Source organism: Brevundimonas sp. (assembly GCF_032017145.1).
In the GTDB taxonomy this organism is placed as follows: domain Bacteria; phylum Pseudomonadota; class Alphaproteobacteria; order Caulobacterales; family Caulobacteraceae; genus Brevundimonas.
Map to the genome: position 1 here is coordinate 1 of NZ_DALZQC010000017.1, position 15,772 is coordinate 15,772.

Here is a 15,772-nt window from a genome sequence, read left to right on the forward strand (position 1 = left end):
CCGGGACAACCTGGGCCACGGCGCCGGACGCGGCGCCCAGGGCCGCGACAGTCGCAACGGCTGCCAGAAGCCTGCGGTTCAGGGGACGGGAGGAACGCATTGATCTCTATCCTTGGGTTGACGGGGACCGAGGCGGCCACGCCCCTCGGCAAGGCCTCTGCTCTCGCCCTGTCCGAAGGCGCCGCTGCGACCCCGACGTATCGGCGTGTATCCAGATCGCCGTGAATTGTGTCGGCATGTGTCGATGCGATGGGCGACAAGAATCGACATGAAAAACTCCGCGACAGACGCATCGCGAAGCGCCACACAGAAGCGATGACCCCGTCCGCCACCCTTCTGGTCGTCGATGACGATCGCGACATTCGCAGCCTGCTGGCGGAACGGCTGGAAGGCGAAGGCTACGGCGTAGTCCAGGCCGCCGATGGCAAGGCCATGCGGCGCGCCCTGTCGGACCAGGCCGTAGATTTGGTGATCTTGGACCTCAACCTTCCAGGCGAGGACGGCTTGACCCTGTGTCGTGACCTGCGAGCAAGCTCGGCCGTTCCAGTCATCATGCTGACCGCGCGCGGCGAGGCTATCGACCGGATCGTGGGACTGGAGATGGGGGCCGACGATTATCTGGCCAAGCCGTTCGAGCCGCGCGAACTCTTGGCGCGCATCCGCAGCGTTCTGCGACGCACCCGGGCGCTGCCGGCCAATCTGGCGCCCACGACGCAAACCCGCGTCCAGTTCGCCGGCTGGACCCTGGACCGCGAACGGCGCCTGCTGAGCGCGGCCGACGCGCGTTTGGTCAGCCTGTCCAGCACCGAGTTCGATCTTCTGGACGCCCTGGCCGCCCATGCCGGGCGGGTGCTGAGCCGGGAGCAGCTTCGCGCCCTGGCCGCCGCGCCCGATGCCGACGACCGCGCCATCGACCTGAGGGTCAGCCGTCTGCGGCACAAGCTGGGCGACGACGCCCGCTCGCCCGAACTGATCAAGACGGTGCGCAATTTCGGCTATATGCTCGCTGCGACGGTTTCGAACTCTGACGCGGCGGCCGAGGGATGACGCGCGACACCCTGGCGCGCCGGATCTTCCTGATCCTGCTGATCGGGGCCGCCCTGTCGGCGGCGGCGGCGCTTTGGCTGTCCGACAGCCTCTACCGCCAGCGACAGGCCGACCATGATCGCATCCAGGCGGCGGCACGCATCGCCGCCGCACTTCCCGTTCTGATGACCGGCGCCGACTTCAAGGGCGTGGCGCGCGCGGCCGATGGGTTGGTTCCAGGCCCTGCTGACGTCGCCCTTACGCGACGATTGGCCGACACCTTGGGCCAAGGCCAAGCCGTGGCCTATCAGGCGGGGGCGGCTGACTGCGTGCCGCCCCCGCCTACTCACCTGCCCGGCCGAGCGCCGCCAGGACCGCCCCCTCCCCCGCCTGCCGCACAGCGGAATGGGGCGACCGCACAGCGTCCGTCGCCCATCGGACCCGCCGCGCAGAACTGCCGATTGGTCGTTGCTCAGACGTCTGAAGGGTCGATGGCCGTCACCATCGCCTTGCCGCCGCCTCCCGCGCCCCTGGCCGCCGACCGACTGGGACTGGTGTTTCTAGGCGTGATGGCCTTGGCCGCCGCTCTTCTGGCCTGGATCGCCGCCCGACTGGCGGTTCATCCCCTGCGCAGTCTCAGCACGGCCGCAGCGGCGCTCGGCGCCGACCTGGACCGCCCGCCGCTGCCCCTCGCCGGCCCTCAGGAATTACGCGATGCGGCCGCCGCCTTCAACACCATGCAGACGCGCCTAAAGGCCGCGCTTTCCGACCGCACGCGAATGCTGGCCGCCATCACCCACGATCTTCAGACGCCCCTGACCCGAATGCGCCTCAGGCTCGACAAGGTGACGGACGCCGACCTGCGCGCCCGGCTGCTCGCCGATTTCGCCGCCACTCAGGTCCTCATCCGCGAGGGGCTGGACCTGGCCCGCGAGGTGGAGACGAGCGAGCCCATCGGCCAGGTCGATCTGCCCTCCCTGGTGTCCGCCCTGGTGGAGGACATGGCCGACGCCGGCCTGCCCGTTCGCGTGACTGAAACCTGCGCCGCCGTCGCGCCGTCCCGGCCTCAGGCGCTTCGTCGCGCCCTGGGCAACCTCATCGACAACGCCGTCCAGCACGGCGGGTCGGCGGATGTCGCCCTGATCCGTGGACCGAATGGCGCCATCGCCATCACCGTGCGCGATCACGGCCCCGGCGTGCCCGAGGATCAGCTGAACGCCGTGCTGGAGCCCTTCCATCGCCTGGACGCTTCGCGATCGCGCGACAGCGGCGGCGCGGGCCTCGGCCTCACCATCGCCCAGAGAATGGCGGCCCGCAGCGGCGCCACACTCACGCTGTCCAACCACCCCGACGGCGGCCTGGAAGCACGTCTTGTGTTTGCGGCGCCCACACCGCAGAACCATGTCTGACGACGGCCTGAAGGGGAAAAGCTTTCGTACCTCTGGAAAACCAAGGATCGGCTAGCCGCCGTAACCCCGGCCCCCGCCGCCGAAACCGCCGCGCGAGACGACGGTGGTGCGGCTCTGCACCCGCGTCGGGGCCTGGCGGGCGACGTCGCCATGCTCGCGCGCATTGGTCAGGGTCTTGCCGGTGCGATAGTCGCGGTAGGCGTAGCCACCGCCGTAGCCGTTGGACAACCGCCCCTCGCGGTCGCGATACAGCGGTCCGCCGCCGCGATAGCCGCCGCCGTTCAGCATCTGACCGACGATGAAGCCGGTCAGCAGCGGCGTGAAGAAGGAGCCGCCGTTATTATTCGGCTGGCACTGCGTCGGTCCCCACTGGCCCTCGCACTCCTCGCGGGTGGCGTAGCGCGGCGCGGTCTTGGCGGCCTCTTGTTGAGCCTTGGTCAAGGCGGCGTCGCATTCGTTGTCGGGAATGTCGTTGGCGGCCTTGCACTCGTCCAGCGACTGATAGGCCAGGGTCGGTTCGGGCTCGGGCGCCGGCACGCGCTGGGGCGAGCCGCAGGCGGCCAGCGAGAAGCTGGCGGTCGCCATCAGACTGCTGACGTGAAGCACGCGCGAGCGCTTCAGCTTGCGCATGGTGTCGGTTTTGGGAAGATCGGTCATGGCGGTCACGACGTCATGCAGGCGGCGTTGAGCAGGCCAACGCAAATGGAGATGGAGGCCAGATAGACGGCTGCAGCAATCTCGCCCGCCTCGATGCGGGCGACCAGGTTGCGAAAGGCCATGCGGCTGATGGTGACGAACACCCCGATCTGGATCACGCCGGCCAGCAAGGCCCAGGCGGCGAACTCCATCAGGCTGACGGTGTGCGAAAGGGCCGAGGCCAAAGGCAGGACGTAGCCGATCAGCGCGCCGCCCAGCGCGATGGCGGCGGCCGTGTTGCCTTCGCGGATCAGCGTATGCTCGTGATAGGGCGTGACCCACTGGTAGATCAGTTTGAAGGCCAGGGTGAAGGCACCGGCCATGGCGAAGGCGATCAGGAAGGCGATCGCCCCCTGCTGAAATACGAACCAGTCGAACATCGGTCTTGCCCCTCGGATTGCGCGGTCAGGCGCGGAACTCGGCCATTTCCAACGGAATGCCGATCATGATTTCATGCGTGGTGTCGCCGCCGTCAGGCTGCTGCTCCAGAGCCAGCATCAGTTCGCGGCCGCCGCCCAGTTCGCGCGCATACAACATGCAGGTCTGAAATATCTTGGCATAGGGCGTGGTCGCGGCGCGGTCGTCCCAGATCGTCTCCCATAGGGTGACGGGCGGCTGGATGGCGTCGCTCTCGGCGAACCAGAAGCGGGGATAGTCGGGCAACTCTTCGGCCGCGCCGTGAAACACCGGCGCCGACAGCCGGTCGCGCCAGATGCGGCGTTCGCGCTCGCCCGGCGGATAGGCTGAGGTCCACGGCACGAACAGGCTGAAGTCATAGCTTTCCAGACCCGCCTCGTCATCGCTCATGGCCTGAAGCATGACGTGGTCGTCGGTGTAGAAGCGATGCACGAACTGACCGCTGTGCAGACTGACCAAACCTTGCGCCGAGATGTCCAGCACGTCGCGATCCAGGGTGAAAGGCGTCTCTCCGCCCAGCCGGCGCCAGGCCAGCGGGTCCAGCGACACGGTGCGGCCCACTGTGATGTTGCGCACCGTCGCCAGCCGATTGGCGGGCGCGGCGTTCTCCGACGATCCGAAAAGCTTCTTGAACATGGGCGACTATCTAAGCCCGATCCACGCCGACGGCGAGCGGACAGCGACGATGCGACCGAATGAGGCGGTTCATGTCGCGACATGTCCGTCCTATCTTGCGCCAAGTCAAGCGTTCATGTTACGCGTTTCATGTAACGATATGCCGAACGACACATCGCCCTCTTCCGCCGCCACCGACCGCATCCGAGCGTGGCGACAGGCGCGCCGTGAGGCGGGCCTGGTGAAGCTGGAGCTTTGGGTGCCGGCCGCCGCCCGCGAGGACGTCAAGGCGGCCGTGCGCGCCATCGTCACAGATTCCACGCGCGGGCCGCAGCTTGCCCAACGCCCGCGCCGCCCCACTTCCGATTCCATCATCCCCGGAGACGACCATCAAATGGACGCCGTGATCGAGACCCCCTGGACCGTGCCGACCATCAAGGCGGCGCTGGACGGGTCCACCCTGTTGCGCGAGGGCGAAATGACCCTGCGCGTGGTTGAGGGCGCCGAGCCCGTTCTGTTGGCGACCATGCATGAGTACGGCGACCTGCCGGTCTATCTCAGCGTCGGCGGCGCCCAGATCGTCTGCTCCGTGCTGCTGTGGCCCGTGTCGGAACAGACCGACCGCCACGCCTTCAACGAGTTCCTGCTGAAGGCCCAGCGTGTGGTGCCCCTGTCCAACTTCGCCATCACCAACGTCGGCGGCGAGGATGTGTACGAATTGATGGGCGAACTCTCTTGCAAGACGACGCTGCAGACCATCCTGATCGAACTGCGCACCCTGGCCGAGAATGCGATCGACGCCACCGAACTGCGTGAAACCTTCGGCGCCGACGCCGCCTGATCCCGGAAGACCGACCATGTCCATGCTCAGAAAACTGTCCGCCCTGTTTCGGGGTTCGGCCCATGACGCGGCCCAGGGCGTCGTCGACGCCAACGCCCTGAAGATTCTCGACCAGGAAATCCGCGACGCCGACAATGCTCAAGGCAAGGCGCGCGACGACCTGGCCGGCCTGGTGGCGCGGCGCCGCATGGCCGAAAACGAGATGGCCAGCTTCCGCGACCAGATCGCCAAATACGAAAGCTCGGCCCGCACCGCCCTGGGGCAGGGAAAGACGGACCTGGCGCGCGAAGTCGCCGGCCGCATCGCCGAGCTGGAGGTCGAGATCACCAGCCGCGCCCCGCTGATCGAGGACATGAAGACGGCCGAGACGCGCCTGCGCACCGCCATCGCCTCGACGGACCAGAAGATCGAGACGCTTCGTCGCGAGATTGACATCGTCAAGGTCAACGATTCCGTCCAGCGCGCCCAGACCTCGGTGGCTTTGAATTCGGCCGGCACCCAGTCGCGCATCGGCTCGGCCGCCGACAGCCTGCAACGTATCAAGCAACGTCAGGCGATCCAGGAAGAGAAGCTGAACGCCAGCCAGGCGCTGGAAGATCGCCGCACCGGCGCCGACCTGGACGCAAAGCTGCGCGAGGCCGGCATACTGCCCGGTCATTCGTCGGCCGACGACGTCCTGGCCCGCCTCAGCCAGCCGGACGTGACGGTGATCACGCCGCGTATAGGCCAATCTGCGCCTGACAAAGACCCGGCCTGATCCATGGAGCGTCTGCGCTTCGATCCCCGCACAGATTGGGACGCCAAGGCCGAGGAGCTCGGTTTCACCTGGCGCCACACCGACGGCAAACCCTATTGGGACGAGACGGCGGCATACGCCTTCTCCTTGGCCGAGATCGAGGAGGGGATCGAGGCGCCGACCGAGGAACTGCACGGCCTGTGCGTGGAACTGGTCAACGAGGCCGTCCAGTCCGAACGGCTGATGGAGCAACTTGATATTCCCGAGACCATGCGGGACTATGTGGCCGACAGCTGGAAGCGGGGCGATCCCTCCCTCTATGGCCGGTTCGACTTCGCCTACGACGGCGCGGGTCCGGCCAAGCTGTACGAATACAACGCCGACACCCCCACCAGCATCTATGAGACGGCGGTGTTCCAGTGGTTGTGGCTGGAAGATCAGATCAAGGCCGGCGCCCTGCCGGCCGATGCGGATCAGTTCAACAGCCTGCATGAGAAGCTGGTCGATCGATTCCGCGCCATCTTCCCGACCAGCGGCTTCGTGCATTTCTCCTCGGACGCCGACTTCGTCGAGGACCGTCAGACGGTGCGCTTCCTCGAAGACCTGGCTCAGCAGGCCGGGCTGGAGCCCCAGTTCGTCGCCATCGACCAGATCGGCCTGAACGCAGACGGCCGGTTCGTGGATCACGACAACTGGATCATCCAGGCGCTGTTCAAACTGTATCCGTGGGAGCAGATGCTGCGCGACGAATACGCCGCGCCCCTGCCGACTGCGGACGTGACCGTGCTGGAGCCGGCGTGGAAGAGCATCCTGTCCAACAAGGCCATCCTGCCGCTGTTGTGGGAACGGCATGCGGGCCACCCCAACCTGCTGGAATCCTATTTCGAGGGCGATCCGGCCGAGAGCACGCTGGGGTCGTCCTATGTGCGCAAGCCGCTGTTTTCGCGCGAAGGCGACAATGTCGAACTGATCGACCAAGGCCAAAGCGCAGCCGAGGTCGTGGACGGCGGCTATGGCGAAGGCCGCTACATCCGCCAGGCCCTGCACAATCCGCCGAACTTCGACGGCAACCACGTGATCGTCGGGTCGTGGGTGGTCGGAACGGAACCGGCGGGAATCAGTCTGCGCGAGGATATCGGCCGCATCACCCGCAACACCTCCCGCTTCGTGCCGCACTTCATCCGGGGCTGAGGTCGAGCCGTCCGCAATAATGCGCTTTCGGGCCGGAAGGTCGATTTGTCCGCTTACGGCGCAGGCTCGTCTTGCGTCGCGGCTTCGGTCTGGACATAAGGGCGAAACCGCACACGCGGGCCGGCTTAGCTCAGTTGGTAGAGCGCCAGTTTTGTAAACTGGATGTCGCGGGTTCGATTCCTGCAGCCGGCACCACCCTCTGTCGACCAATGGGGGCGATGCCCGACACCACCAACAAGCTGGGCCACAAGATCGGCGCGCGCGGAGGCAGAACCCGCCAGGCGATCCTCGACGCGACGCGACGCCTGTTGAACGCGCGGCATTACGGCGAGATTCGCGTCGCCGACCTGGCGTCAGAAGCCGGCGTGTCTCCGTCGAATTTCTATACATATTTCAAAACGGTCGAAGAACCTGTTCTGGCCCTATGCGAAGTCGCGGCGGCCGATTTCCAGGGACTGGCGTCGCATTTTCAGGCCGATTGGCCGGGCGACAGGGCCTTCGTCATCGCCCGCGCCTTCATCCTGGACGTCATGGCGATCTGGCGCAGCCACGGCCAGGTCCTGCGGGTCGAACATATGCTGGCGGACAATGGCGACGCCGCCTTCGTGGAAAGCCGCGTGCGCCGTCTGCGTCGACTGCACCTGGCCATCGAGCGCCGGGTGGCCCAGGCCCATGCCAGCGGCCTGCATCCCAAGGACTACAACCCCCGCCTGGCCTCGTACCAGATCGCCTCCATCGCCGAATCGACGGCGGCCAGTTTCGATCTGCTGCGCCGCGCCGACACGCCGGAGGCCATTCTGGACACGGCGGCGATCATCGTCGTCAAGCTGACCACCGGGCGTTAAATCCCCAGCGGGCCGTAAAGCCAGGTCAGCCAGATCCCCGCCGCCAGGAAGACGCCGAACGGCAGCCTGTCCGTCGCGCTGACCGAGCGTCGCACCACCAGCATCGCGAACACCAGGCTGAGACCCACGGCGCAGGCCCACAGAAGAACGCTGGGCAGGCCGATCCAGCCGACCCAGGCCCCTGCCCCCGCGAACAGGAAGGGATCGCCGCCTCCCAGTCCCTGACGTTTGCGGACGACCTGATAGAGCCAGCCCGCCAACCACAGCCCGCCAAACCCCGCCCCCGCCCCGATCAGATGCGTCAGGGCGACATTCCAGCCCGCGCCCATGGCCACGATCAGGCCGGTCGCGATCAACGGCAGGGTCAGGATGTCGGGCAGCCAGAGGTTCTCGCCGTCCACAATGGCGATCAACAGCAACTGCCAGCCCAGAACCGCCGTCGCCGCCATAATGAACAGTGACGCGCCCCCGCCGACGGCCCACAGCGCCGCCCACACGCCGATGCCGCCCGCCGCCAATTCAATCAGCGGATAGCGCCTTGAAATCCGCGTGTCGCAGCGCGCGCAACGACCGCGCAAGGCCAGCCAACTGAACAGCGGGACCAACTCCCACGGGCGCAGCGGCTGGTCGCAGCCCCGGCATCGCGACCGGGCCATGACGATGTCCTCGTCACGCGGCAGGCGCACGCTGACGGCGGCGATGAAACTGCCGAAAATCAGGCCCAGGCCGCCCATGACGGCGGCGGCGATCACAGGGTTCATGAGGAGGTCCAGACGGTGGCGACCGCCTCGGCTTAACCGCCTCCGAGCGCCACCGCCACATGATAGGTCGCCAGCGACGCCAGATAGGCCAGACCGAACATGTAGCCGATCATGATCCAGGTCCATTTCAGCGAGTTGGTCTCGCGCCGCACCACGCCCAGGGTCGCCACGCACTGGGGCGCGAAGATATACCAGGCCAGGAAGGACAGGGCCGTGGCCAAGGACCAGTGGGTGGCGAGCGTGGAGGCCAGCAGGCCGGTCGCATTCTCCGCATCCGCGATGGCGTAGGTGGTGCCCAGCGCCGCCACCGCGACCTCGCGCGCCGCCATGCCGGGGATCAGGGCGATGACCATCTGCCAATTGAAGCCGATCGGCGCGAAAATCGGCTCCAGCGCCCGGCCCAACATGCCCGCGAACGAATAGTCGATGGCGGGCAGGGTCGCGTTCTCGGGCGGATAGGGGAAGGTCGCCAGCACCCACAGAATGACGACGGCCGGCAGGATGATCCGCCCCGCCCGGTTCAGGAATATCTTGGCCCGGAGCCACAGGTTGAACCCGACGCTTTTCAGGTCCGGGACCTTGTAGGTCGGCAGCTCCATCATGAACGGCTCGACCGCGCCGCGCCAGAACACCTTGCGGATCACCAGCGAGACCAGAAGCGCGCTGAGAATGCCCGCCGCATAGAGGCCAAACATCACCAGTCCTTGCAGATTGGCGAAGCCCCATACCCGCTCGTTCGGGATGAAGGCGGCGATGATCAGCGTATAGACCGGGATGCGCGCGGAGCAGGTCATCAGCGGCGCGACCAGGATGGTGGTCAGGCGGTCGCGCTTTGAATCGATCACCCGCGCCGCCATCACGCCGGGAATGGCGCAGGCGAAGCTGGACAACAGGGGAATGAAGGCGCGGCCGTGCAGGCCCGCCCCGCCCATGATCCTGTCCATCAGGAAGGCCGCGCGGGCCATGTAGCCGAAGTCCTCCAGCGCGATGATGAACAGGAACAGGATCAGGATCTGCGGCAGGAAGACCAGCACGCTGCCGACGCCGGAAATGATCCCGTCCACGATCAGGCTCTGCAACAGGCCGTCCGGCAGCACATTGCCCACCAGACCGCCCAACCAGCCGATGCCCGCCTCGATGCCGTCCATCAGGGGCGCGGCCCAGCTGAACACGGCCTGGAACATCACGAACAGCAGGGCCAGCAGGATCAGCAGGCCGCCGACCGGATGCAGCAGGACGGAATCGATCTCGCCGGTCAGGGTGTCGGGCCGCTCTGGCGGGCGGACGCAGGCCTTCATGATCCGCTCGGCCTCACGCGCCGCGCTGCGCAGTTCGGCGGCGTCGGGCGTATGCCAGGCGTTTTCGCCGAGCGCAGCGGCGTCGGCCTGAACCTCGACGGCGGCGATCAGATCGTCGACGCCGCGCTTTCGCGTGGCGACGGTGGTGATGATCGGCACGCCCAACTCGGCGCGCAGCGCCTCCAGATCGATCCGCAGGCCCTGACGCTGGGCGATGTCGTACATGTTCAGCGCCAGCACCATCGGACGGCCGACGGCCTTCAGTTCAAGAATCAGGCGCAGCACAAGACGCAGATTGGTGGCGTCGGCGACGCAGACCACCACGTCCGGCGGCGTCTCTCCGGCCAGGCGGCCCAGAACGGCGTCGCGCGTGACCTCCTCGTCCGGGCTGCGGGCGCGCAGGGAATAGGTGCCGGGCAGGTCCAGCACCGACATCGTGCGGCCCGACGTGGCGCGGATCAGCCCCTCCTTCCGCTCAACCGTGACCCCGGCGTAGTTGGCGACCTTCTGGTGCGCGCCGGTCAGGGCGTTGAACAAGGCGGTCTTGCCGCTGTTGGGATTGCCGACCAGGGCGACGCGGGCGGTCTTCAGGGCGACGTCCATCAGGCGATCCCCCGGTGATCGAGCCGGATGGTCAGGCTCTCGGCCTCATGCCGACGCAGGGCCACGCGCATGTCGTCCACCTTCATCGCGATGGGATCGCGACCGAACAGACCCTCGTGCAGCAGTTCGACCTGCGCCCCCTCGACAAAGCCCAGCTCAAGCAGGCGGCGCTCCAGCTCCACGGCCTCGTTCTGGTGATGACAATGGGCGCCCACCTGGACGATGACGCCGCGATCGCCGCGTCGGGCCTGGCTCAGCTTTATGGTTTCGGTCAAAGTCTACGCTCGCACGGGCGAGGCCGCTCCCCGACGGCTCCGCGTTTCTTTGACAGTGATTATCAGGTGCGGACACCCCGCGTCCAGCGGGACAGCTTGACCAATTGCCGCGCGCCCGGTTTGCGCTATCAGACGCTGGAACAGGAGCCGTCCATGTCCCGCCTCTCCCTCGCCGCCCCGCTTCTTCTGGCCCCGATGTTGGCCCTGGCCGCCTGCGGACAGGATGCGCCCTCCACCCCGGCCATGACCCCCGCCAAGCCGGTTCGTGTCCTGACAGAGGCCGAGAAGGCCAGTCTGCTGGCCGCCCTGCCGCCCCCCTACGACACCGGCGATCTGGAGAACGGGCGACGCGCCTTCGCCCGTTGCCGATCCTGCCACACCATAGGCGAGGGCGGCGCGGACATGGCCGGTCCGAATCTGTACGGCGTGTTCGGCAGGAAGGCGGGCGACCGGCCGCGCTACAACTACTCCAACGCCATGCGGACGGCGGATTTCACCTGGGATGCGGAAAAGCTGGATCACTGGCTCCAGAACCCGCGCACCTTCCTGCCGGGCAACAAGATGACCTTCCCCGGCCTGCCCGACGCCAAGGATCGCCGCGACGTCATCGCCTTCCTGAAGGTGGAGACGGGCTACAAGCCGGAGCCTGCGCCCGCCTCCTGATCGGTCAGGCCTCGGGGATCGGCTTTTCGCCGCCGTCCCGCATCTCCTGCGCCTCCCATTCCTCGATCTTGCGGGCGGTCCATTCGGGCGACTTGGTGAAGCGCGCCAGTACGCCATAGATCACCGGCACCACGAACAGGGTCAGGACGGTGGCGAAGATGGCGCCGGTGAAGATCACCACGCCGATGGTCTGACGGCTGCCGGCCCCCGCCCCCTGCCACAGCACCAGCGGCAGGGCGCCGAAGGCGGTGGCGATGGACGTCATGATGATCGGGCGCAGACGCAACGACGACGATTCGATGATCGCCTCGCGGATCGACCGCCCCTGGTCGCGCAGCTGGTTGGCGAACTCCACGATCAGAATGCCGTTCTTGGCCGCCACGCCGATCAGGATGATCAGGCCGATCTGGCTGTAGATGTTCAGGCTGGACCCCGCCATCAGCAGGCCGAACAGACCGCCCGCCGCCGCCAGCGGCACCGTCAGCATGATGACCGCCGGCGTGATCCAGCTTTCGAACTGGGCCGCCAGCACCAGGAAGACCAGAAGCAGCGCCAGGCCGAAGGCCGCGACGACCGCCCCGCCCGCTTCCTGCTGGTCACGCGCGGCGCCGCCCCACTGGACCACGACCCCGCCTTGCGGCTGTTTGGCCGCCTCAGCGCTCAGGAACTGCACGGCGTCGTCGATGGTCGTGCCGGGGTTCAGATCGGCCTGAAGCGTGATGGCGCGCTGGCGGTCCAGACGCCGACGATCCGGGGTATCGCCGCTGGTCTTGGTCGTGACCACCGCCGACAACGGCACCAGCTGCCCGCCGCCGGTCGCGACATAGAGGGCCTCCAGGTCCGAAACCTCGCGCCGGTTCTCGCGGTCGGTCTGCAGGATGACGTCATACTCCTGCCCGCCCTTGATGTAGGTCGTGGCGCGGCGAGAGCCGAACATGGTCTCCAGCGTCCGCCCGATGGACTGTGACGACACGCCCAGCGCCGCCGCCTTCTGCGGATCGACATCGACCAGCAGGCGGGGCGAGTTCGGCTCATAGTTCAGGCGCGGGCGCGAGAAACCGGGGTTGCCCTGGGCCGCGGTCAGTATGGGCTGAAGCCAGTTGTAGATCTGCTGATAATCGCTGCCCGTCGCGATCAGTTCGATGGAGTTGGAGTTGCCGCCGCCGCGCTGGAAGGCGCCGGGGGTCGAGGCGTTGACCTGGGCGTCGGTCTGGCCGCGCAGCTTGCCGTTCAGTTCCTGCGCGATCTGGGCGGCCGTGCGGTCGCGCTTGGACCAGTCGGCCAGGGTCAGCACCGCATTGCCCGAGTTGAAGCCGCTGCCGCCGAAGCCGGGCGCGGACACCAGATAGCTGTCGGCCTCGCCGCTCGTCTTGTATTCCGCCAGCAGCGGCTCCAGCCCCAGCATGATCTTGCGGGTGTAGTCGAAGCCCGCGCCTTCCGGTCCGGCGACGCGAACGGTGACGCGGCCGCGATCCTCGTCCGGCACCAGTTCGTTGGGCAGCAACAGGAAGATGCCCCCCGCCCCCGCCGCCACCAGAAGGATCAGGGCGCCCACGCCGATCACGGCGATCCGACGCCCCAGCAGCATGTCCAGCGAGCGCGAATAGGACGACTTCAGCCGATCCATGCCCCAGTCGACCCGGCGCGCGATCCAGCCGCCGGTCTGGGCGGGCTTCAGGATCTTGGACGCCAGCATCGGCGACAGGCTCAGCGCCAGGAAGGCCGAGAAGGCCACGGCCGCCGCAATGGCCGCCGCCAGCTCCACGAACAGACGCCCGACGTATCCCGGCAGGAACAGCAGGGGCGCGAACACCGACAAGAGCACGATGGTCGTGGCCACGACCGCAAAGAAGACCTGACGCGCCCCACGCTCGGCGGCGACCAGCGGCGGCTCGCCGTGATCCAGCCGCCGCTGGATGTTCTCGACCACCACGATGGCGTCGTCCACCACCAGGCCGATGGCCAGCACCAAGGCCAGCAGCGTCAGCAGGTTCAGCGAAAAGCCTAGGGGCGCCAGCACGATGAAAGTCGCCAGCAGGCAGATGGGCGCCACGATCGACGGGATCAGCGCCGCCCGCAGGCTGCCCAGGAAGATGAAGTTGACCAGGGCCACCAGGGCCATCGAAATGCCGATGGTGATCCACACCTCGTCGATGGCGTGAGAGGTGAAGACCGAGTTGTCAGAGCCGATCTCGATGGTCACGCCGGGCGGCAGGGTCGGCCGGATCTGGTCGATCATCTTGTGAACGCCGTCGGAGATGGCCAGGTCGTTCGACTGGGCCTGGCGCGTCACGGCCAGGCCGATCTGATCCATGCCGTTGCCCCGGAACAGACGACGATCCTCTTCCGGCGCCTCCTCGACCCGCGCGATGTCGCCCAGGCGCGTGACATAGGTTGGCTGGCCCTGGATGATGGCCGAGGAGCCGCTGCCCGTGCCGGTGGCGACCGAAGCCGAGGTCGAGGCCGAACCACGCGTGCCTATGGGCAGTTGGCGGAAGTCGTCCGGCCGGGCGTAGGTGCGCGCCACGCGCACGGTGTAGTTCTTGGCCGTGGATTCCAGCGATCCGGCCGGAAGCTCGACGTTCTGGTTGGTCAGGGCCGTCTCGACGTCGTTGACCGTCAGTCCACGCGCCGCCATGGCCGCCGAATCCAGCCAGATCCGCATCGAATAGCGCTGCTCGCCATAGATGTTCACCTGGGCCACGCCCGGCACCGTCGCCATCCGATCGACCAGATAGCGGTCGGCGTAGTCGGTCAGCTGCAGCCGGTTCATGCTGGTCGAGCGCAGGAAGACGATGATGATCGGCTGGCTGTCGGAATCGGCCTTGGCCACCTCGGGCGGGTCGGCCTGGTCCGGCAGGCGGCCGACCACGCGGCTGACCCGGTCGCGCACGTCGTTGGCGGCGTCGTCGATGTTGCGATCCAGCGAGAACTCGATGTTGACGCTGGAGCGGCCGTCGCGGCTGGTGGAGTTGATCCGCTCCACTCCCTGGATGCCGGCGATCTGCTGCTCGACCGGCTCGGTGATCCGGCTTTCGATGACCTCGGCCGAGGCGCCGGCGTAGCTGGTGTTGACCGAGACGATGGGCGGATCGACGTCGGGCAGTTCGCGCACCGGCAGGAAGAAGAAGGCCGCCGCGCCGATTACGCACAGCACGATGGCGGCGACGGCGGCGAAGACCGGCCGCCGGACCGAGACATCGGACAGCATCATTGGGCGGCGCCCGACTTGCGCTGCGCCCCGGCGACGCTGACGGGCGCGCCGGGCTGGATGCGGTTCAGGCCGGACCCCACGATCCGCTCGCCGGGCTCGACGCCCGACAGAATTTCGACGAAGCCGTTCTCGACCGCGCCGGTCTCGACCTCGACCCGTTGGGCGGTCGAACCGTTCTGGCCGGGCGCGATGCGATAGACGAAGGCGCCCGAGCCTTCATACTGCACCGCCGCTTCCGGGGCCGCCGCCGTCTGCCGCTGGCCCTGCTGAACCACGACGCGCAGCAGCATTCCGGGCCGGATGCGGCCGCCGGGATTGGGGAATTCGGCGCGAGCGGTGGCGGCGCGCGTCGCCTCGTTGACGCGCGTATCGATCAGGGCGATCCGCCCCTGGAACGGCGCATCGCCATAGGCGTCGGCCGTCGCGGTGATCGCAGCCCCGGGCTGCAACAGGTTCAGATAACGCTCCGGCAAGGGGAAATCGACTCGGATGGTCGAGGTGTCGTCCAGGGTCGCGATCACCGCCCCCGGATTGATCAGGGTGCCCGGGGTCACGGTCGTCAGGCCCATCCGGCCGGCGAACGGCGCGCGGATCACCCGGTCGCCACGGCGCGCCTGCGCCGCCTGCAGCGAGGCGCGCGCCGTCTCCAGACCCGTCTCGGCCTGCTCCAACATGACCTGAGGCGCCACGCCGCGATCCGCCAAGGCCTTGTAGCGGTCGTATTCGCGCTGGGCCTGATTGACGTTGGCGCGCGCCTCGATGATGGCGGCGTCCTCTTCACGCGCCTGCAGTTCGACCAGCGGCGCGCCCGCCGACACCAGCTGGCCATCGGTGAACAGGACCCGCGTGATCAGTTCCGTGGTGGACGAGGTGACATTGACCGAGCGCTGGCCGCGCGCCACGCCCAGCACCCGAATCTGATCCGAGAACGGACGCTGGCTCACCACGGCTTCCGACACCTGCTGACCGCCCCTGCGTCCGCCGCCCGCGCCCGGCCCCTGGGCCGACTTGTCGTTGGAGGTGGCCACCTTGACCACGGCGGCGACGACCATCAGCGCCAACAGGATCGCGGCGGCGACGAGGAAGAAGTGACGTTTGATCACGCGGCGGAACTCTCGATCAGGGGACGCCGCATGCATTACCGGCTAATGCGGCTTGCGCAACGTAATCCGACACTAACGC

At 67.5% G+C, this 15,772-nt stretch carries 15 protein-coding genes and 1 tRNA gene; 8 read left to right on the forward strand and 8 right to left on the reverse strand.

Going from position 1 to position 15,772, the window contains the following annotated elements:
• Positions 1–315: 315 nt before the first annotated feature.
• Together RTU05_RS04810 and RTU05_RS04815 are read left to right on the forward strand one after the other, a co-directional pair.
• Positions 316–1,047, forward strand: a complete 732-nt coding sequence (locus tag RTU05_RS04810; RefSeq protein WP_312596200.1) for a response regulator transcription factor — start codon at positions 316–318, stop codon at positions 1,045–1,047.
• Positions 1,044–2,435: an ATP-binding protein gene (locus RTU05_RS04815; RefSeq protein ID WP_312596202.1), complete on the forward strand. Its 1,392-nt coding sequence runs from the start codon at positions 1,044–1,046 to the stop codon at positions 2,433–2,435. The genes RTU05_RS04810 and RTU05_RS04815 overlap by 4 nt, the downstream gene beginning before the upstream one ends.
• Before the next feature lie 51 nt (positions 2,436–2,486).
• Here RTU05_RS04815 and RTU05_RS04820 read toward each other — a convergent pair whose 3' ends face one another.
• The 3 genes from RTU05_RS04820 to RTU05_RS04830 are packed head-to-tail and all read right to left on the reverse strand — an operon-like array spanning position 2,487 to position 4,184.
• Positions 2,487–3,092, reverse strand: a complete 606-nt coding sequence (locus RTU05_RS04820) for a DUF1190 domain-containing protein (RefSeq protein ID WP_312596204.1) — start codon at positions 3,090–3,092, stop codon at positions 2,487–2,489.
• 5 nt (positions 3,093–3,097) lie between these two features.
• On the reverse strand, positions 3,098–3,511 hold the full coding sequence (locus tag RTU05_RS04825) for a DUF350 domain-containing protein (RefSeq protein ID WP_312596206.1): 414 nt from the start codon (positions 3,509–3,511) through the stop codon (positions 3,098–3,100).
• 25 nt (positions 3,512–3,536) lie between these two features.
• Positions 3,537–4,184 (reverse strand): DUF2491 family protein, encoded by a 648-nt coding sequence (locus RTU05_RS04830; RefSeq protein WP_312596208.1) that lies wholly within the window; start codon positions 4,182–4,184, stop codon positions 3,537–3,539.
• A gap of 139 nt (positions 4,185–4,323) precedes the next feature.
• On the opposite strand from RTU05_RS04830, the gene RTU05_RS04835 reads away from it, so the two are divergent.
• The 5 genes from RTU05_RS04835 (at position 4,324) to RTU05_RS04855 (ending at position 7,776) form a co-directional block, all read left to right on the forward strand.
• A complete protein-coding gene (locus RTU05_RS04835) occupies positions 4,324–5,004 on the forward strand; it encodes a DUF2170 family protein (RefSeq protein ID WP_312596210.1) in 681 nt (226 codons plus the stop codon).
• 16 nt (positions 5,005–5,020) lie between these two features.
• Positions 5,021–5,761: a PspA/IM30 family protein gene (locus RTU05_RS04840; RefSeq protein WP_312596212.1), complete on the forward strand. Its 741-nt coding sequence runs from the start codon at positions 5,021–5,023 to the stop codon at positions 5,759–5,761.
• Positions 5,762–5,764: 3 nt separating this feature from the next.
• Entirely contained in the window at positions 5,765–6,931 is a 1,167-nt protein-coding gene (locus RTU05_RS04845; RefSeq protein ID WP_312596214.1) for a glutathionylspermidine synthase family protein, read from the forward strand.
• A 119-nt stretch (positions 6,932–7,050) separates the two neighbouring features.
• A tRNA-Thr gene (locus tag RTU05_RS04850) sits at positions 7,051–7,126 on the forward strand.
• A 23-nt stretch (positions 7,127–7,149) separates the two neighbouring features.
• On the forward strand, positions 7,150–7,776 hold the full coding sequence (locus RTU05_RS04855) for a TetR/AcrR family transcriptional regulator (RefSeq protein WP_312596216.1): 627 nt from the start codon (positions 7,150–7,152) through the stop codon (positions 7,774–7,776).
• Here RTU05_RS04855 and RTU05_RS04860 read toward each other — a convergent pair.
• Genes RTU05_RS04860 through RTU05_RS04870 form a run of 3 tightly spaced genes read right to left on the reverse strand, consistent with a single transcriptional unit; the run spans position 7,773 to position 10,713 of the window.
• The gene (locus tag RTU05_RS04860; RefSeq protein ID WP_312596218.1) at positions 7,773–8,537 is read right to left on the reverse strand and encodes an A24 family peptidase; all 765 of its coding nucleotides are present in this window, start codon (positions 8,535–8,537) and stop codon (positions 7,773–7,775) included. The two genes, RTU05_RS04855 and RTU05_RS04860, sit on opposite strands and share 4 nt — an antisense overlap.
• A 32-nt stretch (positions 8,538–8,569) precedes the next feature.
• Complete coding sequence (locus RTU05_RS04865; RefSeq protein WP_312596220.1) at positions 8,570–10,438, reverse strand: ferrous iron transporter B; 1,869 nt, start codon at positions 10,436–10,438, stop codon at positions 8,570–8,572.
• On the reverse strand, positions 10,438–10,713 hold the full coding sequence (locus RTU05_RS04870) for a FeoA domain-containing protein (RefSeq protein ID WP_312596222.1): 276 nt from the start codon (positions 10,711–10,713) through the stop codon (positions 10,438–10,440). The genes RTU05_RS04865 and RTU05_RS04870 overlap by 1 nt, the downstream gene beginning before the upstream one ends.
• Before the next feature lie 153 nt (positions 10,714–10,866).
• Here RTU05_RS04870 and RTU05_RS04875 point away from each other — a divergent pair, with 153 nt between their 5' ends.
• Positions 10,867–11,376, forward strand: coding sequence for a cytochrome c family protein (locus tag RTU05_RS04875; RefSeq protein WP_312596224.1), 510 nt, complete (start codon positions 10,867–10,869; stop codon positions 11,374–11,376).
• A gap of 4 nt (positions 11,377–11,380) precedes the next feature.
• Here RTU05_RS04875 and RTU05_RS04880 read toward each other — a convergent pair whose 3' ends face one another.
• Together RTU05_RS04880 and RTU05_RS04885 are read right to left on the reverse strand one after the other, a co-directional pair.
• Positions 11,381–14,587 carry an efflux RND transporter permease subunit gene (locus RTU05_RS04880; RefSeq protein WP_312596281.1) on the reverse strand — a complete coding sequence of 1,069 codons (3,207 nt, stop codon included), beginning with the start codon at positions 14,585–14,587 and terminating at the stop codon, positions 11,381–11,383.
• Positions 14,587–15,693 (reverse strand): efflux RND transporter periplasmic adaptor subunit, encoded by a 1,107-nt coding sequence (locus RTU05_RS04885; protein WP_312596227.1) that lies wholly within the window; start codon positions 15,691–15,693, stop codon positions 14,587–14,589. Before RTU05_RS04885 ends, RTU05_RS04880 begins: the two co-directional genes overlap by 1 nt.
• Between the last annotated feature and the right edge of the window lie 79 nt (positions 15,694–15,772).

What these genes read in the sequence shown, in the direction of transcription:
- RTU05_RS04810 (WP_312596200.1), top strand. Translation starts at nt 316, where the DNA reads ATGACCCCGTCCGCCACCCTTCTGGTCGTCGATGACGATCGCGACATT.
- RTU05_RS04860 (WP_312596218.1), bottom strand. Translation starts at nt 8,537, where the DNA reads ATGAACCCTGTGATCGCCGCCGCCGTCATGGGCGGCCTGGGCCTGATT.
- RTU05_RS04830 (WP_312596208.1), bottom strand. Translation starts at nt 4,184, where the DNA reads ATGTTCAAGAAGCTTTTCGGATCGTCGGAGAACGCCGCGCCCGCCAAT.
- RTU05_RS04875 (WP_312596224.1), top strand. Translation starts at nt 10,867, where the DNA reads ATGTCCCGCCTCTCCCTCGCCGCCCCGCTTCTTCTGGCCCCGATGTTG.
- RTU05_RS04820 (WP_312596204.1), bottom strand. Translation starts at nt 3,092, where the DNA reads ATGACCGATCTTCCCAAAACCGACACCATGCGCAAGCTGAAGCGCTCG.
- RTU05_RS04855 (WP_312596216.1), top strand. Translation starts at nt 7,150, where the DNA reads ATGCCCGACACCACCAACAAGCTGGGCCACAAGATCGGCGCGCGCGGA.
- RTU05_RS04880 (WP_312596281.1), bottom strand. Translation starts at nt 14,587, where the DNA reads ATGCTGTCCGATGTCTCGGTCCGGCGGCCGGTCTTCGCCGCCGTCGCC.
- RTU05_RS04840 (WP_312596212.1), top strand. Translation starts at nt 5,021, where the DNA reads ATGTCCATGCTCAGAAAACTGTCCGCCCTGTTTCGGGGTTCGGCCCAT.
- RTU05_RS04815 (WP_312596202.1), top strand. Translation starts at nt 1,044, where the DNA reads ATGACGCGCGACACCCTGGCGCGCCGGATCTTCCTGATCCTGCTGATC.
- RTU05_RS04825 (WP_312596206.1), bottom strand. Translation starts at nt 3,511, where the DNA reads ATGTTCGACTGGTTCGTATTTCAGCAGGGGGCGATCGCCTTCCTGATC.
- RTU05_RS04865 (WP_312596220.1), bottom strand. Translation starts at nt 10,438, where the DNA reads ATGGACGTCGCCCTGAAGACCGCCCGCGTCGCCCTGGTCGGCAATCCC.
- RTU05_RS04835 (WP_312596210.1), top strand. Translation starts at nt 4,324, where the DNA reads ATGCCGAACGACACATCGCCCTCTTCCGCCGCCACCGACCGCATCCGA.
- RTU05_RS04845 (WP_312596214.1), top strand. Translation starts at nt 5,765, where the DNA reads ATGGAGCGTCTGCGCTTCGATCCCCGCACAGATTGGGACGCCAAGGCC.